General features: G+C 69.7%; 19 protein-coding genes. 15 read left to right on the top strand and 4 right to left on the bottom strand.

Going from position 1 to position 21313, the window contains the following annotated elements; genetic code table 11:
* Positions 1-9: 9 nt before the first annotated feature.
* The 3 genes from OG758_RS39350 to OG758_RS39340 all read left to right on the top strand — a co-directional run bounded on the left by OG758_RS39350 (position 10) and on the right by OG758_RS39340 (position 1113).
* Positions 10-450 carry a hypothetical protein gene (locus OG758_RS39350; RefSeq protein WP_266567246.1) on the top strand — a complete coding sequence of 147 codons (441 nt, stop codon included), beginning with the start codon at positions 10-12 and terminating at the stop codon, positions 448-450.
* Positions 451-590: 140 nt separating this feature from the next.
* Positions 591-779, top strand: coding sequence for a hypothetical protein (locus OG758_RS39345; RefSeq protein ID WP_326714234.1), 189 nt, complete (start codon positions 591-593; stop codon positions 777-779).
* 28 nt (positions 780-807) lie between these two features.
* On the top strand, positions 808-1113 hold the full coding sequence (locus tag OG758_RS39340; protein WP_326714233.1) for a hypothetical protein: 306 nt from the start codon (positions 808-810) through the stop codon (positions 1111-1113).
* A gap of 328 nt (positions 1114-1441) precedes the next feature.
* On the opposite strand, the gene OG758_RS39335 is transcribed toward OG758_RS39340, so the two are convergent.
* Entirely contained in the window at positions 1442-2422 is a 981-nt protein-coding gene (locus tag OG758_RS39335; protein WP_326714232.1) for an AraC family transcriptional regulator, read from the bottom strand.
* Between the two features lie 478 nt (positions 2423-2900).
* Between OG758_RS39335 and OG758_RS39330 the strand changes: the two genes are divergently transcribed.
* Positions 2901-4121 (top strand): styrene monooxygenase/indole monooxygenase family protein, encoded by a 1221-nt coding sequence (locus tag OG758_RS39330; protein WP_326714231.1) that lies wholly within the window; start codon positions 2901-2903, stop codon positions 4119-4121.
* A gap of 79 nt (positions 4122-4200) precedes the next feature.
* Positions 4201-5937, top strand: a complete 1737-nt coding sequence (locus tag OG758_RS39325; protein WP_326714230.1) for a flavin reductase — start codon at positions 4201-4203, stop codon at positions 5935-5937.
* Between the two features lie 429 nt (positions 5938-6366).
* Here the strand turns inward: OG758_RS39325 and OG758_RS39320 are convergent, their stop codons facing one another.
* Positions 6367-6510 carry a hypothetical protein gene (locus OG758_RS39320; RefSeq protein WP_326714229.1) on the bottom strand — a complete coding sequence of 48 codons (144 nt, stop codon included), beginning with the start codon at positions 6508-6510 and terminating at the stop codon, positions 6367-6369.
* A 243-nt stretch (positions 6511-6753) separates the two neighbouring features.
* A complete protein-coding gene (locus tag OG758_RS39315; protein WP_326714228.1) occupies positions 6754-7176 on the bottom strand; it encodes a YjbQ family protein in 423 nt (140 codons plus the stop codon).
* A 121-nt stretch (positions 7177-7297) separates the two neighbouring features.
* Between OG758_RS39315 and OG758_RS49170 the strand changes: the two genes are divergently transcribed.
* From OG758_RS49170 to OG758_RS39290, 6 genes are all read left to right on the top strand, one after another.
* Entirely contained in the window at positions 7298-7381 is an 84-nt protein-coding gene (locus OG758_RS49170) for a putative leader peptide (RefSeq protein ID WP_350495123.1), read from the top strand.
* Positions 7382-7528: 147 nt separating this feature from the next.
* Positions 7529-8431, top strand: a complete 903-nt coding sequence (locus OG758_RS39310; protein ID WP_326714227.1) for an ABC transporter permease — start codon at positions 7529-7531, stop codon at positions 8429-8431.
* The gene (locus tag OG758_RS39305; protein ID WP_326714226.1) at positions 8404-9180 is read left to right on the top strand and encodes an ABC transporter ATP-binding protein; all 777 of its coding nucleotides are present in this window, start codon (positions 8404-8406) and stop codon (positions 9178-9180) included. The genes OG758_RS39310 and OG758_RS39305 overlap by 28 nt, the downstream gene beginning before the upstream one ends.
* 137 nt (positions 9181-9317) lie before the next feature.
* Entirely contained in the window at positions 9318-10361 is a 1044-nt protein-coding gene (locus tag OG758_RS39300; protein ID WP_326714225.1) for an ABC transporter substrate-binding protein, read from the top strand.
* Between the two features lie 2 nt (positions 10362-10363).
* A complete protein-coding gene (locus OG758_RS39295; protein ID WP_326714224.1) occupies positions 10364-11545 on the top strand; it encodes an LLM class flavin-dependent oxidoreductase in 1182 nt (393 codons plus the stop codon).
* Positions 11546-11600: 55 nt separating this feature from the next.
* A complete protein-coding gene (locus OG758_RS39290; protein ID WP_326714223.1) occupies positions 11601-12701 on the top strand; it encodes an NAD(P)-binding domain-containing protein in 1101 nt (366 codons plus the stop codon).
* 57 nt (positions 12702-12758) lie between these two features.
* On the opposite strand, the gene OG758_RS39285 is transcribed toward OG758_RS39290, so the two are convergent.
* On the bottom strand, positions 12759-14573 hold the full coding sequence (locus OG758_RS39285) for an ABC transporter ATP-binding protein (protein WP_326714222.1): 1815 nt from the start codon (positions 14571-14573) through the stop codon (positions 12759-12761).
* 93 nt (positions 14574-14666) lie between these two features.
* Between OG758_RS39285 and OG758_RS39280 the strand changes: the two genes are divergently transcribed.
* From OG758_RS39280 to OG758_RS39265, 4 genes are all read left to right on the top strand, one after another.
* Complete coding sequence (locus OG758_RS39280; RefSeq protein ID WP_266667935.1) at positions 14667-15110, top strand: MarR family winged helix-turn-helix transcriptional regulator; 444 nt, start codon at positions 14667-14669, stop codon at positions 15108-15110.
* A 38-nt stretch (positions 15111-15148) separates the two neighbouring features.
* Entirely contained in the window at positions 15149-18067 is a 2919-nt protein-coding gene (locus tag OG758_RS39275) for an FAD-binding and (Fe-S)-binding domain-containing protein (RefSeq protein WP_326714221.1), read from the top strand.
* Between the two features lie 234 nt (positions 18068-18301).
* Positions 18302-19459 (top strand): RNA-guided endonuclease InsQ/TnpB family protein, encoded by a 1158-nt coding sequence (locus tag OG758_RS39270; protein WP_326714220.1) that lies wholly within the window; start codon positions 18302-18304, stop codon positions 19457-19459.
* Positions 19460-19820: 361 nt separating this feature from the next.
* Positions 19821-21302, top strand: a complete 1482-nt coding sequence (locus OG758_RS39265) for a Gfo/Idh/MocA family protein (RefSeq protein ID WP_326714219.1) — start codon at positions 19821-19823, stop codon at positions 21300-21302.
* The last annotated feature ends 11 nt before the right edge of the window (positions 21303-21313 follow it).

Here is a 21313-nt window from a genome sequence, read left to right as displayed (position 1 = left end):
AGGACCACAGTGAACAACGACGACATCAAGGATCGCTTCCGGCAAGCCGGACTGGGCGTCGGGGAGTTCCTCGACGACGGGACGAGTCCGACGGTCACCGAGGCGTTCCGGGTGACGGCGAACATCGACACCGTGCCGTCGGCCCGGGTGCCGAAGCGGGACGAGGACGCCCTGCGCCGGGCTCAGGACCTGTGGCTGTCGGCGGCCCGGCAGCGGGGCGTCGTCACACCCGACGGCGCCTTCCTCACGGCCGCCGGGCTGAACGAAGGCTGGCTCCGCGTCACGCTCACGCCCGACACCGACCTCTCCCGGCTCACGGATCCCTCCGGCGGCATCGAGTTCCTCACCCGCTCACCGGACGGTTCCCGGCTCTGCGCGATCTCCACCGAGGGCGGCGAGCACTGGGTCATCGACGAGGCGTACCCGCCGACGGACGACGAGGACGACTGACGCAACCCCTCACCATCGACCCGACGCACGACGGCACCAACGGCACCGGGAAGTACGGGACCGGGCGTTACGACCCGCCGGGCTACACCCCTCCGGGTCGTACTCCGCAGCCACCGTTGGTCATGTCCACCTTGTAGGAGATGCCCGTGGCCCTGGCCCAGCTCTACACCCGCGACGTCCCTCTCCCGAGCAGCCCGCCCGGAGCCGATCTCCTCCAGGTCCTGTGGTGCCCCTTCGGCCACTCGGCGGCACACCCCCGAACCGCCCTCTTCTGGCGTTCCTCTGTCACCGTCACCGACTCCTCGACGCCCCGCCCGAGCCGCCCGTAATCCAGGAGGGCTGGTACCTCCCGGAACCGTGCTTGCTCGCACCGGAGCAGATCACCGAGTACCCCAACCCCATGGAGCTGAGCAAGGAGCGCTGCAGGATCAGCTGGGCGACGCGAGCCGGTGGGAAACGGCCGGCGCCGCGTGGGACAGCGGCTGCGCGGTCACCCCGCAGGAGTTCTACTTCAGCGATCTGTGCCACGCTCCCGGGTGGAAGACCGGCGGCTGGACCCGCTGGGGCCTCACCGACCCCGTCCCCCGCCCCTGCCCCGAATGCGTCACCGAGGCGATCCCGCTCCTCACCATCGCGAGCGCGGAATGGGACCCGCGGAACTGAGAGCTGGAGCCCCGAGGAGGAACGGACCGACCCGACTCCACTCCTCCTCGGCACCCCGCCCGCGAACTTCACTCTCATCGACGTCGCCGGCGGCTACGACCTGGAACTCCACGCCTGCCCGGCGCCCCCGAACCATCCACACATCGAGCTGATCCAGTAAGCCACCGACCCCATCGTCGGCTTCTACGACGTAGGGCCGCACTGAGTTCACGGCCTGGGTCCTGGGCTGGCTTCGGGTGTTACTGGCTGTCGATAACGCGGACGCCGTAGTGGCCGGCGAGGGTGTTGATGGCTTCCTTCCAGTTGGAGGTGCGTCCGGTGGGGTCTCCTATGACCGCAACGTCTCCGAAGGAGACTCCCCGAACTGCTGGCGGTACGTGAGTGAGAAGCGGCCTGGGTGCAAGAAGCCCCAGCGGGATGCGACGGCGGTGACGGTCGTGACACCCGGGTCGGAGGTCAGGAGTTCCTTGCGTACGCGGTCCAGGCGGACCTCGCGCAGGTACGCGAGCGGTGTCGTGTCGAGGTGCCGGCGGAAGCCTTCCTGGAGGGCCCGCACGCCGACGCCGGCACATTCCGCGATCTCAGCGACCGTGAGCGGCTCGGCGGCGTGACCCTCGATGATCTCCATGGCACGGCGGACCGCGGGCGGCGCGACGCGCGGCTGCTCGCCGAGCAGCGCCGGCGTGTAATTGCTGGGCTGGGCCATCAACAGCTGGGTCATGAGGAGTGATTCAAGCTGTTGCGTCACGACGGGCCGGCTTGTCATGCCGTCCGGCCCCTCCGCCTCCCGGCGCATGAGGTCGACGATGTTGAGCCAGGAGCGGGAGCCTGGTGTGGTGAGGTCCATACCGAGCGAGAAGGAGATCGGGCGGCGCACGGTGCGGCCGAGCAGACTGCCCAGGTGTGATTCCAGGGATGATCGGTCGAACCACACGATCAGCTGCGGATTGCCACCACCCCAGCGCATGTCCAGCTTTCCGGTCGGAGAAGGGACGGAAGCGAGTTCGGGGGAGGAAATGATCTCCTCGCGGCCGCAGGTGATTTCGGCGTAGCCGGCGAGCGGGATCTGGACAAGGAAAAAGCTCTCCAGGTCGCCCGGCGTGATCCGGACCTCCGTTCCGTAATCGAGGTAATACAGACCTGTCCGGTCAAAGGGTGCGCCGTGCAGCCGGGCGTCGAGCGTCGCCGAGCGCTGCATGATGCGCAACCCATGTGGACAGAAGGCGCGGCCGACCTCGGCCCGCGCCTCCCAAATGTCCGCTGTATGAAACCGCTGGCGATTTGCGAGGGGAGGCTCTTCAGCGGGCACGTAAACCTCCACCGCCGAGACGCGCGATCAGGACAGCAACCCGCGTGATCCGGATAGCAAAGATGATCTTTCCATACCAAGGTTGATTCCCGGCACCTCGAGATGGAACCAGGGAATCAACGATGCAGGGAGTGCCGGGCCGGACTGCGCTCGTCACGGGAGCGGAGCCAGGCCCAGCGGACAGCCCGTCGCATGCGCGCCGCGCGTGCTACGCGCGACCTGCACGGAGAGGGCCGCCGAGGCCGTACCCCGCGCGTCACAGCGCCCTTGCCTCTGCCTCCCGGCTCACCGAGTCGGCCGGGCCGGGTCCCCTACGGGTGACCCGGCCTCCAGCGGCTGCTCCCCGGCCCCCTCCGGGGGGGGCAGCCGTATTCCACACGTGCGCCCCCACTCATTGACGCCGTCACCTTGCCGGAACGCTGTACCAGTGCACGGCACCGCTCACAACCGCACAATCCGACACCCGGAGGTTCCCCCCATGCGCAAGATCACCATCGTCGGAGCCGGCCAGGCCGGCCTCCAGCTCGGTATCGGTCTGCTCGGCCATGGTTACGACGTCACCGTCGTGTCCAACCGCACCGGAGACCAGATCCGTGAGGGTCGGGTCATGTCCAGCCAGGCCATGTTCGGCACCGCGCTGGCCCACGAGCGCAGCCTCGGCCTCGACTTCTGGGGCGACGCCTGCCCGCCGATCGCCGGGCTCGGCGTGAACATCGCGGACGGCCAGGGCGGCCGGGCGCTCTCCTTCGACGCCCGCCTCGACGCCACCGCCCGCTCGGTCGACCAGCGCGTCAAAATGCCGATCTGGATGGGCGAGTTCGCACGCCGCGGCGGCCGTCTGGTCATTCACGAGGCCGGCCTCGAGGACCTGGAGCGCTACGCCGCCGAGTCCGACCTGGTGATCGTCGCGGCGGGCAAGGGCGAGATCGCCGGACTGTTCCCGCGGGACGCCGAGCGTTCCCCGTACGACGCTCCGCAGCGCGCGCTGGCCCTGGCGTACGTCACCGGCATGGCGCCGCTGCCCCACCGCACCGGCGTCAGCTTCAACGTCATCCCCGGTGTGGGCGAGTACTTCACCATGCCCAGCCTCACCACCAGCGGCCCCTGCGACATCATGTTCTTCGAGGGCATCCCGGGTGGCCCGTTCGACTGCTTCGACGGACTCACCCCGGACCAGCAGCTGGCGAAGTCCCAGGAGCTGCTGCGGACGTACGTCCCGTGGGAGGCCGAGCGCTGCACCGATGTCGCGCTCACCGACCAGAACGGCACCCTCGCGGGCCGCTTCGCGCCGACCGTCCGCAAGCCCGTCGCCACGCTGCCCTCCGGCGCGCAAGTGCTCGGCCTCGCCGACGTCGTCGTCCTCAACGACCCGATAACCGGCCAGGGTTCCAACAACGCCTCGAAGTGCGCGGCCTCCTACCTCGCCACCATCCTGGACCACGGTGAGCGCCCGTACGACGCGGCGTTCATGGAGCTGGCCTTCGGCCGCTTCTGGGACAACGCGCAGTCCGCCACGACCTGGACCAACGCGATGCTCGGCGCCCCCCCGCAGCACGTCCTGGAGCTCTTCGGCGCGGCGAGCGTCACCTCCCGTATCGCCGCCCGCTTCGTCAACGGCTTCGACGACCCGCGCGACTTGTTCCACTGGTTCATGGATCCGGTCGCCGCGAAGAACTACCTGGCCGAGGTCAGTGCCTGAAGCTCCGTCGGGATCAGTCGGGCAGTGACCTGACAGGGCGTCAGCAGTACGTACGTAACGAGAGCAGGACAGCAGGACCATGAGAAGGATCGCGGTGATCGGCGCCGGGCAGGCGGGTGCCCAACTCGCTCTGGGACTACAGACGCACGGCTATGACGTCACCCTGGTCACCGACCGCAGCCCCGACGAGATACGTCGCGGCCCGGTCATGTCCAGTCAGTGCATGTTCGACACCGCGCTGCAGAGCGAGCGCGAACTCGGTCTGCACCACTGGGAGGACCGAGCCCCGGACATCACCGGCATCGCGCTCACTCTCATCGGTCCGCACGGCACTCCGGAAGTCTCCTGGCGCGCGCCGCTGGATGGGCCCGCCCACTCCGTCGACCAGCGGGTCAAGTGTGCCGCCTGGATGGAGCAGTTCGCGGACGGCGGCCGCGGCGAGATCGTGCTGCACGAGGTGGGCGTCAACGACCTCGAGTGGTACGCCCGTACGCACGATCTCGTCGTGGTCTCCACCGGCAAGGGCGAGCTGAGCCGCCTCTTCCCGCGCAACGCCGAACTCTCCCCGCACGACGGGCCGCGCCGGGCGCTGGCTCTGACGTACGTCACGGGAACGGCGCCGCGGGAGGGGGAGGCAAAGGGGGAGGCCGCCGTCCACTACCGCATGGTGCCCGGCGTCGGCGAATACTTCTCCTTCCCCGCCCTCACCACCACCGGACCCTGCGACATCATGGTCTTCGAGGGCGTCCCCGGCGGCCCGATGGACTGCTGGGACGACATCGTCACCCCCGAAGCCCACCTCACCCGCTCGCTGGAAATCCTCCACCGGTTCTTCCCCGACGAGTACGAGCGCTGCCGGCACGCCCAACTCATCGACACCGGCGGCGTGTTGCGCGGCGGGGTCACCCCGACCGTGCGGCATCCCGTCGCCCGCCTCACCTCCGGCCGGCACGTCCTCGGCATGGCCGACGCCGTCGTCCTCAACGACCCGATCACCGGCCAGGGTTCGAACAACGCGGCCCAGGCCGCCACCCACTACCTCGACAGCATCCTCCGCCATGGCACCGCCGAATTCACCCCGCAGTGGATGCAGCGCACCTTCGACAACTTCTGGCGCGGGTGGGCCCAATGGGCCGTCGGCTGGACCAACTCCCTCCTGACCGACCTGCGCCCGCACCACCGCGAACTCCTTTCCGCAGCGGCCGAAATCCCCTCGGTCGCCGGCGCTCTCGCCGCCGGATTCGACGACCCGCGCACCTTGTACCGCTGGTGGTTCGAGGAGGCCGAGGCGCACCGCTTCCTCGCCGAGAAGCGCGCCCAGCACGCCGCCCGCTTCAACGGCCGCGAACTGCGCCGCGCACTGGGCCAGTACGCCACCGGCGTGACCGTGGTGACGGCCCGCGCCCCCGACGGCCGCAACGTCGGGATGACCGCGAACTCCTTCACCTCCGTCTCCCTGGACCCGCCCCTCGTCCTGTGGTGCCCCGGCAAAAACGCCCCGAGCCTCCCGGACTTCACCGACGCCTCGCACTTCGCCGTCCACGTACTGGCCGCCGACCAGCACCACCTCTCCCGCCAGTTCGCCACCCCGGCCGACGACAAGTTCCGCGGCACCCCCACCACCCCCGGCATCGCCGGCACCCCCCTCCTGGGCGGCGCCGTCGCCCGCTTCCAATGCCGCACCGTCCAACGCCTGGACGCCGGCGACCACATCATCTTCCTCGGCGAGGTCGAACAGTACGAGGCCGACGGCGGCACCCCTCTGGTGTTCCACTCGGGGTACTACCACGTGGCGACGAAGCATCCGGATCTGTGAACGCGTAAGCGGAACTGCGGCGCCCAGGGCCATGTCCGTCTGTCCGTCCGCCGGCCTGTCGCGGTCAGGCCGACACCTGCCGGCCGTGCACCTGGCAGGTGTCGAAGAGGTGGGGGCAGCTCGGCGAGGGTGGTCCACGACCACGGAACCCCAGCCCCGCACCGCCGCTGAAAACGTGAACATCCTGACCGGCGGTTCTCACCCGGCTCTGACCTTGACCACGGCGGCGGCTTACCTCCGTGCGCAGGCGTGACGGACCCCGCCTGGCAGCCGTCGGCACGCCGGTTCCCGCCTCCCCGGGACCGGCCGCTGCCGTGGCGGCCCCGAGCAGCACGCCCAGGTGAGACGCACGCCCTCGACGCCGGCCCGAAGGAGGGAGACATGGGTGACCGTGATGATTCCGACGACGCCCTGAGCGACCTGAGCGGCCTACGGCTTCTGCTGGCTGGTCGAGGTCCACGAGCTGGCCCGCCGCTCCACGTGGACCTCCAACGACCCGGGCTGGCACGTCTCCTGGCTCGGCTCGGTCACGGTCTTCACCGTGCTGCTGATGCTGCTCGTGCTCTGCGTCATCGGCCCGCTCGCCCCCCTCGACGTTCGCTGGCTCAGCACGGGGGCGCCATGACGTACCCGCTGTACGTGCTCCACGACGAGGTCGGGTACACCGCGATCCGGGCGTTCCACCACGACGTTCCGCGGTGGCGCCGCAGCTGATCGCGCTGGTGGTGGTGCTGCTCGCTGTCCTACGCGGTGGCCCGGTGGGTGGAGAAGCGGCGCTTGCTGGACGTGCCTCCTGCGGTCCGAAACGAGTCGGTTCTACGCGAGGAAGCTCAACCGCACCTGACGGTCCGCGTTGTCCTTGTTCGTGTCCACCAGGCACACCGACTGCCACGTGCCCATTTCCAGGGCGCCGGCGATCACCGGGAGGGTGGCGTGGGGCGGGACCAGGGCCGGGAGGACGTGGTCGCGGCCGTGGCCCGGGGAGCCGTGGCGGTGCTGCCAGCGGTCGTCCGCGGGGAGCAGGGAGTGGAGGGCGGTGAGGAGGTCGTCGTCACTTCCCGCGCCCGTCTCGATGACGGCCACGCCGGCGGTCGCGTGGGGCACGAAGATGTTGAGCAGGCCGTCGCGGCCCGCGGCGACCTCGCTCAGGAAGCTCTCGCAGTCGTGGGTCAGGTCGACGACCCGCTCCGCGGAGCCGGTGGATACGTTCAGGATGCGCGTGGTGAAGGCGTCGGACATGCGTCCATCCTCACTCATCGGGCGCCGTCCGCGCCCGAACCGGGACCGTCACCTGATACTGCGCGTCCATCCATCGAGACGGCATTGACCTTGCGTCGACAAGGTGGCTACTTTCTGCGGCATGTTGCGTTCAGTCCTGCTCACCACGCGCGGTCACATCGACCTGCTGCGGGTGGCCTCCGCCGCGTGTCGCCGCGGCTGCTGACGCCCTTTCCCCGCATCTCCGGCTACGTCGCGTAGCCCCGTACGCCCCTGCCTCGCCCCTGCGTGAACTCACGTGTCGGCGCTGACGCATACGCGTACCCCTTTCACCTTCACCGCTGCCCTCCCCTGCCTTCTGCGTGGAGCACCCATGAGCATCAGCCATGCCCCGCCGGATCCGGACGTCGTCACCGAGTCGCCTGCCCCGGAAGCCGTCCCGGCCGATTCCGATGCCGATTCCGTCGGCCGTCCCGAGCTCGTCCGTCTCGTCCCCTCCTCCACCCGACGCACTCGGGTCCCGCGGTGGCTGCGCCGCACCTCCGGACCCGTCCTGCTGCTCATTCTGTGGCAACTCCTCAGCGGCACAGGCGTGTTGACCGCCGATGTCCTGGCCTCGCCCGGCACCATCGCCCGGGTCGCCGCTGATCTCTTCTCCGACGGGTCGCTGCCGAACGCCATGGGGGTCTCGCTCCAGCGCGTCGCGATCGGCCTGCTGTTCGGGGTCGTCGTCGGTACCGGACTCGCGCTCGTCTCAGGCCTGTTCCGGGTCGGCGAGGATCTCGTCGACGCAAGCGTGCAGATGCTGCGGACCGTGCCGTTCGTAGGGCTGATCCCGCTGTTCATCATCTGGTTCGGGATCGGCGAGGCGCCGAAGATCGCCATCATCACGCTCGGCGTCTCGTTCCCCCTGTATCTGAACGTGTACGCCGGAATCCGCGGCGTGGACGCGCAGTTGATCGAGGCCGGGGAGTCGCTCGGACTCTCCCGCCGGGGTCTCGTACGCCATGTGGTCCTGCCGGGCGCGCTCCCCGGCGCCATGACCGGGCTGCGGTACTCGCTCGGCATCTCCTGGCTGGCCCTCGTCTTCGCCGAGCAGATCAACGCGGACGCCGGCATCGGCTTCCTGATGGTGCAGGCCCGCGACTTCCTGCGGACCGACGTCATCGTCGTCTGCCTGATCGTCTACGCGTTCCTCGGCCTGCTCGCCGACTTCGTCGTCCGTACCCTCGAAAGGCTGCTGCTGCAATGGCGACCGACGTTCACCGGCCGGTGACCACCCCCAAGTCCCCGTCCACAGAGACTCGTTCGGCCGTACGTGTGGAGGGACTCACCCGCTCCTTCGGCGGGCGTGCCGTCATCGACCGCCTCGATCTCGACGTGAAGCCGGGCGAGTTCGTGGCGCTGCTCGGCCGCAGCGGCTGCGGCAAGTCGACCCTGCTGCGCATCCTCGCCGGGCTCGACCGCGACATCGAGGGCACCGTGCTCGTGCCGCGCCGCAAGGCCGTCGCATTCCAGGCGCCGCGTCTCATGCCGTGGAAGCGGGTGTGGCGCAATGTACTGCTCGGGTTGCCGGGCAAACCCGAACGGGCTCGCGCCGAGCGGGCGTTGAAAGAGGTCGGCCTCGACCATCGCACGCACGCGTGGCCCAAGACCCTGTCCGGCGGCGAGGCCCAGCGCGCGTCGCTGGCCCGCGCTCTGGTGCGCGAGCCCGATCTGCTGCTGCTCGACGAGCCGTTCGGCGCACTCGACGCGCTCACCCGCATCAAGGCGCAGCGCCTCGTCGACGAGCTGTGGCAGCGACGCGGCTGCGCCGTCCTCCTGGTCACGCACGACGTCGAGGAGGCCGTCCTGCTCGCCGACCGTGTGCTCGTGATGGACGAAGGCGTCATCGCGTACGAGACCGAGATCGATCTGGAGCGTCCGCGCGGGATATCCGACCCGCGCTTCGGCGAACTGCGCGCCGAGCTGCTCCAGCGACTGGGGGTCGACGTGCCGGAGACGCCCTCCCCTGCTGGCACCTGACGTTTCGCCAGGCTCTCCACCCCTCCCCTGCACACACCACCCGTACCGGCGCACCGCCCTACGGCCATTCCGGCCTGCGCCGACAGACCGACGCCGGCCATGACCTACCGGCCATGAACCCACGAAACGGACTCCCCATGCGACGACGCCTCGCCTCTGCTCTGCTGATCCCCCTGGCCCTGCCGCTCGCCGCCTGCTCCGGTACCTCCGCCGCCGACACGTCCACCGGTGGCTCGGGCGGCGGCCGGACCGACGGGAAGGGAGCCCTCACGCTCAACGTCGGTGACCAGAAGGGCGGTTCGGAAGCCGTACTCCGGGCCGCCGGCGAGCTCGACGACCTCGACTACAAGATCCGCTGGTCGACCTTCACGTCCGGGCCGCCACTCCTTGAGGCCCTCAACGCCAAGGCCGTCGACATCGGCGGGGTCGGCAACACCCCGCCCGTCTTCGCGGCCGGCGCCAACTCGAAGATCAGCATCGTGGCGGCCAGCCACGGGACCGCGAAGGGCGACACCATCCTCGTCCCGAACGACTCGAAGCTGAAGAAGCCCGAGGATCTCAAGGGCAGGTCCATCGCCGTGGCGCAGGGCTCGTCCGCGCACTACCAGCTGGTCGCGTCCTTGAAGAAGGCCGGTCTTTCCCTGAAGGACGTGCAGGTCAAGTACCTCCAGCCGGCCGACGCGCTCGCCGCGTTCACCGGCGGCAAGGTGGACGCCTGGGCTGTCTGGGACCCGTACACCTCCCAGGTCCTGCGCGGGAAGCAGGGGCGGGTACTCACTGATGGGGACGGGCTCACCAATGGGCTCGCGTTCCAGGTCGCGGCGCCCTCCTCGCTCAAGGACAGCAAGAAGGCCGCCGCGATCGGCGACTATCTCAAGCGGCTCAAGCGCGCCCAGGACTGGGTCTTCAAGCACCCCGAGGCATGGGCAAAGGTCTGGGCGAAGGACACCGGGCTGCCCTACGACGTCGCGCTGGACGCGGTGAAGCGCACCAACGGCACCCGGGTCACCGTCGCCGTCGACAAGCCCGCCATCGCCTCGGAGCAGCAGATCGCCGACACCTTCGCGACGCTGAAGCTGATCCCCCGGAAGGTCGACTTCGCGTCGTTCGTGGACACCCGCTTCAACGGTGGTCTGCCGGCGTCGACGACCGCGCCCCGCACCTTCGACAAGGAGTCCTGACGATGAGCGTCCACCTTCACTGGTTTCTGCCGACCGGCGGCGACGGCCGCACGCTCGTGGACCGGCACGCCTACACCGACGGGGGCGTCAAGCGTTCGCGGATCGCTCCGGTCAGCGGCGTGCGCGCGCCCGACATCGACTATCTGACCCAAATAGCCAAGGCCGCCGAGCAGTTGGGGTTCGAGGCGGTCCTGACGCCGACGGGCACGTGGTGCGAGGACGCCTGGCTGACGACGGTGGCCCTCGCCCAGCACACGGAGCGGCTGAAGTTCCTGGTGGCGTTCCGGCCCGGGGTGATCTCACCGGTGCTCGCCGCCCAGATGGCGGCGACGTATCAGCGGATCACGCGCGGGCGGCTGCTCCTGAACGTGGTGACGGGTGGGGACTCGACCGAGCAGCGGCGCTTCGGCGACCATCTGGACCACGACCGGCGCTACGCGCGGACCGACGAGTTCCTGTCGGTCGTGCGGGGTGTGTGGAGCGGGCAGCCGTTCGACTTCGACGGTGAGCACTACCAGGTGGAGGGCGGTCTCACCGCGCTGCCGCCGGACCCGCTGCCGGAGATCTTCTTCGGCGGTTCGTCGGCCGCGGCGGGCCCGGTCGCCGCCCGGCACACCGATGTCTATCTGACCTGGGGCGAGCCGCCCGAGCAGGTGAAGCAGAAGATCGACTGGATCCGGGGGCTCGCCGAGAAGGAGGGGCGCACGGTCCGCTTCGGGATCCGGCTGCACACCATCTCGCGCGACTCGTCGGCGGAGGCATGGGCGACGGCGAACCGGCTGCTCGACGACCTGTCGCCGGAGACGGTGGCCGCCGCTCAGGAGGCGCTCGGCCGCAGCGAGTCGGTCGGGCAGCAGCGGATGCTGGCGCTCCACGGGGGTTCGCGCGACGACCTGGAGATCTCCCCGAACCTGTGGGCGGGCGTCGGTCTGGTGCGGGGCGGCGCGGGCACGGCGCTCGTCGGCAGCCACTCCGACGTCGCGGACCGGATCGAGGAGTACCACGCGCTGGGCGTCGAGCACTTCGTCCTGTCCGGCTATCCCCATCTGGAGGAGGCGTACTGGTTCGGGGAGGGCGTGATCCCGGATCTGGCGGCGCGCGGTCTGCTGCCGCGGATACCGGCGTCGCCGCTCACCAGGCCGGCCGTCGGTGGCGCGCCGCTTCTGGTCGCCGGGGGCCGGTGAACCGTCGCGCGCCCACTGCGGGAAGATCCACGGCCCCGGTGCAGTTAGTAGAAGCGTGAACGATATCGGGGTGCGGGACTCGGCGGACGTACGCGAGGTCGACGTGGTCGTCATAGGCGCTGGACAGGCAGGACTGTCCAGCGCCTATCACCTGCGCCGGGCCGGCTTCGAGCCGGAGCGGGACTTCGTCGTGCTCGACCACTCCCCTCGCCCCGGCGGCGCCTGGCAGTTCCGCTGGCCTTCGCTGACGTACGGCAAGGTGCACGGCATGCACGCGCTGCCGGGCTTGGAACTGACCGGCGCGGACCCGGCCCGGCCGTCGTCGGAGGTGATCGCGGCGTACTTCGCCTCGTACGAGGCGACGTTCGACCTGCGGGTGCGGCGTCCCGTCGATGTGCGTGCCGTGCGGGAAGGGGACGGCGGGAGGCTGCTCGTCGAGACGTCCGACGGAACGTGGTCGACGCGGGCGCTGATCAATGCGACGGGGACCTGGGACCGGCCGTTCTGGCCGCGCTACCCGGGACAGGAGACGTTCCTCGGGCGTCAGCTCCACACCGCGATCTACCCGGGCCCCGAGGCGTTCCGCGGACAGCGGGTGATCGTGGTGGGCGGCGGCGCCTCCGGGACGCAGCACCTGATGGAGATCGCGCCCTACGCTGCCGCGACGACCTGGGTGACGCGCCGGCCGCCCGTCTACAACGAGGGCCCCTTCGACGAGAACCTCGGCCGCGCGGCCGTCGCCCTGGTCGACGAGCGGGTCCGGGCGGGGCTGCCCCCGCAGAGCGTGGTGTCGGTGACGGGGCTGCCGCTGAACGACGCGATCCGGCAGGCACGCGCCGACGGTGTGCTCGACCGGCTGCCCATGTTCGACCGGATCACGCCGTCCGGCGTGGAGTGGGACGACGGCCGGCGGGTCGACGCGGACGTCATCCTGTGGGCCACGGGCTTCCGGCCCGCGATCGAGCATCTGGCACCACTGAAGCTGCGCGGTCCCGGCGGCGGCATCCAGGCCGAGGACACCCGGGTGGTCGCCGATCCGCGGATCCATCTGGTGGGCTACGGACCTTCGGCCAGCACGATCGGCGCCAACCGCGCGGGACGCGCGGCCGTACGGGACATCAAGCGCCTGCTGGCCGAGGCGCCGGTCGCCGTGTGACACCCCGAACGGGACGCCCCCGCGCGGCCCGACGTCACCCGCGGGCCCGTCCACTGCCTAGCGTGCGGGCTCCAGTTGGGAGTCTCTGCGGACCAGGGCGGCATAGCGGCCGTCCCGCTCCAGAAGCTCCTCATGGGTGCCGCGCTCGGCCACCTGCCCGCCGTCGAGAACGACGATCTGGTCGGCGCTCCGGATCGTGGAGAGCCGGTGGGCGATGGTCACGGTCGTGCGGTTGGCCGACAGCGCGTCGATGGCCTCCTGCACGGCGAACTCGGTGCGGGTGTCCAGTGCGCTCGTCGCCTCGTCGAGGATGAGGATCGGTGGGTCGCGCAGGATCGTGCGGGCGATGGCCAGGCGCTGCTTCTCGCCGCCGGAGAACCGGTGGCCGCGCTCGCCGACGACGGTGTCGTACCCGTCGGGCAGGGAGGCGATGTGCTCGTGGATCTGGGCCGCCCTGGCCGCCGCGTGCAGCTCCTCCTCCGTGGCGTCGGGCTTGGCGAAGCGGAGGTTCTCCGCGACGGAGGCGTGGAAGAGGTACGTCTCCTGGGAGACGACTCCGACGGCCCTCGCCAGGGTGTCGAAGTCCAGGTCACGCACGTCCACTCCGTCGAGAGTGACGCGGCCGCCGGTGACGTCGTACAGACGCGGCACCAGGTAACTCAGCGTGGACTTGCCGGAACCGGTGGGGCCGACGACGGCCAGGCTGCCGCCCGCGGGGACGGTGACGTCGATCCCGTCGAGTATCGCCGCGCTCTTGCCGTCGGGGGCGTCGTATCGGAACTCGACGTCCTCGAAGCGGACTTCGCCCTTGATCGTGTCGAGGCGGACGGGCTTCTCGGGCTCGGTGATGTCGATCGGCAGGTCGAGGTACTCGAAGATGCGCTGGAAGAGCGCCAGCGAGGTCTGAATCTGGACGCCGGTGGCGAGCAGGCTCACGGTCGGCCGGAACAGGCCCTGCTGGAGCGAGACGAAAGCGACCAGGGTGCCGATCGAGACCGAGGGACCGCCGAACTGGAGCGCGACGCCCGCGACCCAGTAGATGACGGCGGGCATGGCGGCCATGACGATCGTGATGACGGCCATGCGCCAGCGCCCCGCCATGTTCGACCGGACCTCGAGCCCGACGAGCTGCTCGGACTCGTCGGCGAACGACCGGGTGAGCGAGTCGGCGCGGCCCATGGTGCGGCCGAGGAGGATACCGCTCACGGAGAGGGACTCGGTGACCGTGGCGGCCATCGCGGCCATCTGCTTCTGGCGTTCCGTGGTGATCTTCTTGCGCTCGCGGCCGACACGGCGGCTGATCCACACGAAGACGGGCAGCAGGAGGAGCGAGACGGCCGTGAGCCGCCAGTCGAGCGCGACCATCGCCACAATGGTGGCGACCACACTCGTGAGGTTCGAGACCAGGGACGTGGCGGTGGAGGTGACCGTCGCCTGCATGCCACCGATGTCGTTGGCGATGCGGGACTGGACCTCGCCCGTGCGGGTCCTGGTGAAGAAGGCGAGCGACATGCGCTGGAGCCGGCCATACACGGCGGTGCGCAGGTCGTGCATGACGCGCTGGCCGACCGTCGTGGAGATCAGGGTCTGCAGGACGCCGAAGATGCTGGTCATGACGGCGCTGAGGATCATGCCCAGGGCGAGCAGGCTCAGCAGGCCCGTGCGCCCTTGCGGGATCGCGGTGTCGAGGATCTCCTTGAGCAGGAAGGGCGTGGCGACCGAGACCAGCGAGGCGGCGCCGACGAGCAGGCCGACCAGCGCGAGGCGGGCGCGGTAGGGACGGAAGAGGGCCAGGATGCGGCGCATCTGCCGCGGCTCCGGCGACGTGGTGTCGGAGGGCGACGGCGTCCAGCCGGGTTCGTCGTGATGCATGAGCCTCCTACGAGTGGCGATTCAAGGTCTCAGGGAGCATAGCTCATTGTTACCTATACTCACAATGCACAAGGTCCTGATATTGTTCCGCACATGAGTACCCCGGACGCCGACGGCCTTCTCGCGGAACAGCTGCTCCGGCTGACCCGGCGGCTGCAGCGGATCCAGAAGCGCTATCTGGAGCCGGTCGGGATCACGCCCGCCCAGTCCCGGCTCCTGCGCACCCTCGTGCACTACGACACACCGCCGCGCATGGCCGACCTCGCCGAGCGCCTCGAAGTCGTGCCCCGCGCCGTGACGACCCTGGTCGACGGCCTGGAGACGGCCGACCTGGTGCGCCGGGTGCCCGATCCCACCAACCGCAGGGTGATCCGCATCGAGCTCACCGAACAGGGCCGCAAGGCGCTGCGTGAGCTGCGCAGCGCGCGCAGGACCGCCGCAGAGGACATCCTGGCTCCATTGAGCCCCGACCAGCGCGCCCAGCTGGGCGTCCTGCTGAACGCGCTGTTCGAGACACCGTACGACCACCGCTGTTAGCCCCGGGCCGACAGCGGCCGAGGAGAGGTTGGAGAGGCATGCCCCTGCTGGAGCCGAAGCCGCAAGCGCTGCGCCCGGGACCGCACGCGGGAGGCCCGGCGCCCGACCGGGTGCCGGACGCGCAGGCCGGCGGGACCCCCGAGCCGCTGCGCTCCGAGCTGTCCGGGCTCCTGGGGACGGACAAGGTCCTCACACACATCTCCGACCTCGTGCGGTACGCGTCCGACGCGAGTCCCTACCGTTTCGTGCCCCAGGTCGTGGTGGTCGCCGAGGACATCGACGACGTGTCGGCCATCCTGTCGTACGCACACGGCAAGGGCCGCGAGGTGGTCTTCCGCGCGGCGGGCACCTCGCTGAACGGGCAGGCACAGGGCGAGGACATCCTCGTGGACGTCCGCAAGCACTGGGCAGGCGTCGAGGTCATCGGTGACGGCGAGCGGGCCAGGATCGGCCCGGGCACGACGGTCGTACGTGCCAACATGACGCTCGCGCGGCACGGGCGCGTGCTCGGCCCGGACCCGGCCAGCGCGATCGCCTGCACCATCGGCGGGGTCGTCGCGAACAACGCCTCGGGCATGACGGCGGGCACCACCAGGAACTCGTACCGGACAGTCGCCTCGCTCACCTTCGTGCTGCCCTCGGGCACCGTGGTGGACACGGCCGACCCCGACGCGGACGCGCTGCTCGAGCACGCGGAACCGGCCCTGTGCGTGGGCCTGTTGGAGATCAAGCGCGAGATCGAGGCCGACGCGGAGCTCGTCGCCCGTATCCGCGCCAAGTACGAGATCAAGAACACCAACGGCTACCGCCTGGACGCGTTCCTGGACGGCGCGACCCCGGTGGAGATCCTGCGCGGCCTCATGGTGGGGTCCGAGGGGACGTTCGGCTTCATCTCCGAGGTCGTCTTCGACACGCTGCCCCTCGACCGGAAGGTGTCCACGGCGCTGCTGTTCTTCCCCTCGCTGCCCGCGGCGGCAGCGGCGGTCCCGCTGTTCAACGAGGCGGGCGCGATCGCCGTCGAGGTGATGGACGGCAATACGCTGCGGGCCTCGGTGCGTGTGGAGGGGGTGCCCGCCGACTGGGCGCGCCTGCCCAAGTCGACGACGGCGCTCCTGGTGGAGTTCCGCGCCCCGGACGAGCACGCCCAGGAGCGTTACGAGGCGGCGGCCGCCGAGGTGCTGGACAGGCTCGAACTGGTGGCGCCCGTGGCCTCGGTGACCAACGCGTTCACGCGGGACGCGAAGACGATCGGTGGCTACTGGAAGGCCCGCAAGGCGTTCGTGACGGCGGTCGGCGGATCACGCCCCTCCGGGACGACGCTGATCACCGAGGACTTCGCGGTGCCGCCGTCACGCCTGGCCGAGGCGTGCGAGGCGCTCCTCGAACTCCAGACGCGGCACGGCTTCGACGCCGCCGTCGCCGGTCATGCGGCGCACGGCAATCTGCACTTCCTGCTCGCCTTCGACGCGGGCAGGCCCGAGGACGTCGAGCGGTACGCGGCGTTCATGGACGAGTTCTGCCGCCTCACCGTCGAGCGCTTCGACGGTTCCCTCAAGGCCGAGCACGCCACGGGGCGCAACATCGCGCCGTTCCTGGAGCTCGAATGGGGCGCGAAGGCCACGGAGTTGATGTGGCGCACCAAGCAGGTCATCGACCCGGACGGCGTCCTCGCGCCGCGTATCGTCCTCGACCGCGATCCCAAGGCCCATCTGCGCGGCCTCAAGACGATCCCCAAGGTGGAGCTGATCGCCGACCCGTGCATCGAGTGCGGCTTCTGTGAACCGACGTGCCCCAGCGAGGACCTGACGACCACGCCCCGCCAACGGATCGTCCTGCGCCGCGAGATGATGCGCCAGCCGTCCGGTTCGCCGGTCGAGGACGGTCTCGTCGAGGCGTACGGGTACGACGCGGTGGACACGTGCGCGGGCGACTCGACCTGCAAGCTGGCGTGCCCGGTCGGCATCGACACGGGCGCCTTCATGAAGGAGTTCCGGCACGCGCGGCACACCCCGCGCGAGGAGAAGGTGGCCGCGTTCACGGCGAAGAACTTCAAGGTCGTGGAGGCGTCGGCGCGGCTCGCCGTGGCGGCCGCCGGAAAGATCGGCGACCGGCTCCTGACCTCCGTGACCCAGGCCGCCCGCAAGGCCGTCCGCCCCGACCTCGTACCGGAGTGGCTGCCCGAGATCCCCGCTGCCGCCGCCCGGAAGCTGCCGCGCACCGCGCGCGTGGGGGCCGCCGCGGTCTACTACCCGGCCTGCGTCAACCGCATCTTCGGCACCCCGGGGGACGTGTCCCTCGCGCAGGCCATGGTCGCCGTCTCCGCGCGCGCGGGGCGGTCGGTCTGGATTCCGGACGATGTCGCGGGGACATGCTGCGCCACGATCTGGCACTCGAAGGGCTACGACGAGGGCAACACCGTCATGGCGAACCGGATCGTCGAGGCGGCCTGGGGCTGGACCGCCGGCGGCAGACTGCCGCTCGTCGTCGACGCCTCGTCGTGCACGCTCGGCATCGCCCATGAGGTCGTCCCCTATCTGACGGACGACAACAGGGAGTTGCACAAGGAACTCAAGATCGTCGACTCGATCGTGTGGGCGGCGGACGAGCTGTTGCCGCACCTGACGGTGCACCGGACGGTCGGTTCGGCGGTCCTTCATCCGACGTGTTCCATGGAACACCTGGGCGATGTGGCACAGTTGCGGGCCGTCGCCGAGGCGTGCGCCGACGAGGTCGTCGTCCCGGACGACGCGGGGTGCTGTGCCTTCGCAGGCGACCGGGGCATGCTCCACAAGGAACTCACCGAGTCGGCCACCCGCAAGGAGGCGGCCGAGGTGACCGCCCGTGGCTTCGACGCGCATCTGTCGGCGAACCGGATGTGCGAGGTGGGCATGGATCACGCGACGGGCCGCAGCTACTACTCCGTGATCGTGGAGCTGGAGCACGCGACGCGTCCCTAGGGTCTGTCGCGCCGCGTTCGCGTCGTCCGCCCGGAGGCGCATGGATACCGACTTGAAGGACCTGTCGCCACATTCCGGCCGTGCGCCCGCAGGGGCGTGGATCCAGATTCCAGCGTGATCTAGCGTGGGCCCCCGGGCGTTTGCGCCCGGGAGGAATCGCTTCTCTGCGCTGCTCTGACCTGCACGTGTGTATGGATCTGCACTGTTGTCAGTGCCCTCCGTTAGGTTGGCCCGGTGAAGATCGTGGTGCAGGTGAAGCTGATCCCGGAGGCCGAGCAGGCCGCCGCGCTGTCGGCGACCCTGACAGCGTGCAACGACGCCGCGAACTGGGTGTCGGTGGTGGCGTTCGAGCACGGTGTGCCGCGTGAGTACGAGCTGCGCAAGCACACCTACGCCGAACTCAAAGCCCGTGGCCTCGGCGCGCAGGCAGCGCAGCACGTGATCAAAAAGGTGCGCGACTCCTACACCACGCTCAAGGCGAACGTGCGGGCGGGGAACCTCGGCAAGGAAGGCACCAAGCGCCGCCGCAAAGCCGAGTCCAAGCCCATCTCGTTCCGGCCAGACGCAGCGCAGCCCTTCGATGACCGATGTCTGTCCTGGCAGTTGGACGCACAGACGGTGTCCATCTGGACCACCAGCAAACGCCTTCGGGGTATCCGGTTCGCCTGCTCCACCGACGCGCTCAAGACGCTCCAGGACCACCGGCGGGGCGAGTCGGACCTGATCGAACGAGACGGCGTCTTCTATCTGATCGCCACCTGCGACGTGCCCGAAGCCGAAACCTACGAGCCGGACGGGTTTGTCGGCGTGGACCTGGGCATCGTCAACATCGCCACCACCTCCACCGGCTACCAGGCCGCCGGACGCGGCCTCAACCGCTACCGCAAGCGGCAACTCGTCTTGCGGGCCAAACTCCAGAGAAAGCGCACCAAGTCCGCCAAACGCAGGCTCAAGGAGCGCTCCCGCCGCGAGCAGCGGCATGTGAAGAACACCAACCACGTCATCGCCAAGACGATCGTGACCGAGGCTGAACGCACCTCGGCCGGGATCTCCCTGGAAGAACTCAAGGGAATCCGGCAGAGGGTACGGCTCCGCAAGCCCCAACGGGTCGCACTCCACTCCTGGGCCTTTGCCCAGCTCGGGGAATTCATCGTCTACAAGGCCCGCCGGGCGGGCGTCCCGCTGGTGTTCGTCGATCCGGCGTACACGTCGCAGATGTGCTGCGAGTGCGAGCACGTCGACCGGCGTAACCGTGTGGACCAGGGCCTGTTCATCTGCCGGGGCTGCGGCGTCGTTGCGCACGCTGACCGCAATGCTTCCCACAACATCGCCTCCCGTGGTGTAGCTGTGTGGAATGCGGGGCGTGAGTCACGCGCCCCTGCCACCCCATAAGGGGTGTCTGGACGGAGGAGCCCACCCGACAGCCAGTTGGGGACCTACCTCCAAACCCGGTCCTTCAGGGCCAGGTCAAGTTGACGGCCACGCTCGTGGACAGGGTCCCCGCCCATGGGCGGGGACCGCGGCAAGCTGCGCGGCGGCGAACGCGGCGGTCAGGATCCCCCGATGAGGCGGCAGTGAAGCATGTCGCCACGCGGGATGCGTGAGAGCGCGGACGCCTCCCCGCTACCCATGAGTCCCAAAGAGTCCGTAAAGAAAGTCCAACTCCCTGACCACTTCTGTCCCTTGCGCCCCGGTGTCGTCCCCTCCAGGGTGGCTAGCGCTTGCAGCGCACCCACCCATCGATGGAGGTCCGATGCACGACGACAACGCGACACCGGCACCCGACGCGAGCCACGAGCACCCCGAGCATTTCGAAGACGACAGCGCCGGGCAGTCCCGCAGGTCCGTCCTGAGGACGGCCGGCATCGCCGGGGCGGGGCTCGGACTCGGCGCGTTCACCGGTGGCGTGGCGCAGGCCGCCGACGGGCAGGCCGAGGCCGGGCGCGGCGGGGCCGGGGCGACGGCCGCCGAGGCTCCGGCCCGGAAGGGCGAGACCATGGTCGGCGTGCCCTTCGAGGGGCGTTCCACCGTGCGGGTCGGCATCATCGGGCTCGGCAACCGTGGCGGCAGCATGATCGATCTGTTCCTGGCGATCCCTGGGGTCCAAGTGGTCGCGCTCTGCGACCCGGTGAAGGACAAGACCGCGCGTGCGGCGGCCAAGGTGACAGCCGCGGGGCAGCCCGCCCCGGCGACGTACACCAAGGGCGATCACGACTTCGAGAACCTGTGCAAGCGGGGCGACATCGACTTCGTGTACGCGGCGACGCCCTGGGACTGGCACTTCGAGATGGCGAAGACGGCGATGCTGAACGGCAAGCATGTTGGCGTGGAGTGTCCGATCGCACTCCAGCTCGACCAGCTCTGGGAGTTGGTCGATCTCTCCGAGCGCACCCGCAGGCACTGCATGCAGCTGGAGAACTGCTGCTACGGCAGGAACGAGATGCGAGTCCTGCGGATGGCGCACGCCGGCAAGTTCGGCGACCTGCTGCACGGAGCGGGCGCCTACAACCACGACCTGCGCGGCCTGATGTTCGACCCCGACTACTACGAGGGGCCGTGGCGGCGCCTGTGGCACACGCGGCTGCGCGGCGATCTGTACCCCAACCACGGCTTCGGCCCGGTCGCCAACTACATGGACATCAACCGCGGTGACCGCGTCACGCACATCTCCAGCTTCGGAACGCCCTCGCTGGGCCTCGCCCAGTACCGCGAGGCCCACATGCCGAAGGGTGACCCGAGCTGGAAGGAGACGTACATCGAGTCCGACCGCACCATCAGCCTGGTCCAGACGGCGAAGGGGCGCGTCATTCGGCTCGAACACGATGTGTCCACGCCCCACCCCTACTCGCGGATCAACAACCTCGGCGGCACGAAAGGTGTGTTCGAGGACTACCCGGAGCGGATCTATATAGAGCCGGACCACACGAATGACTCCTGGGGTGACTTCTCCAAGTACACCGACTTCGACCACTGGCTGTGGAAGGAGCACTCGAACCCGCCGGGCGGCCACGGCGGCATGGACTACATCATGGTGTTCCGTCTGATGCAGTGTCTGCGGGTGGGTCTGGTACCGGACTTCGACGTGTACGACGCCGCTACGTGGACGTCTCCGGTGCCGCTGAGCCACTTGTCCATCAAGGCGAAGGGTGCGCCTCAGGCGATCCCCGACTTCACGCGCGGGATGTGGAAGAAGGCGCGGCCTGGGGTGGATTCCGAGAAGCCCGAGGGGGCCTGACGGCGCGGGGG

It is taken from the genome of Streptomyces sp. NBC_01474, from assembly GCF_035918215.1.
GTDB classification, from domain to species: Bacteria; Actinomycetota; Actinomycetes; order Streptomycetales; family Streptomycetaceae; genus Streptomyces; species Streptomyces aureus.
The sequence above is the reverse complement of the archived record's forward strand: the minus strand, read 5'-3'. Positions and strand labels throughout refer to the sequence as shown.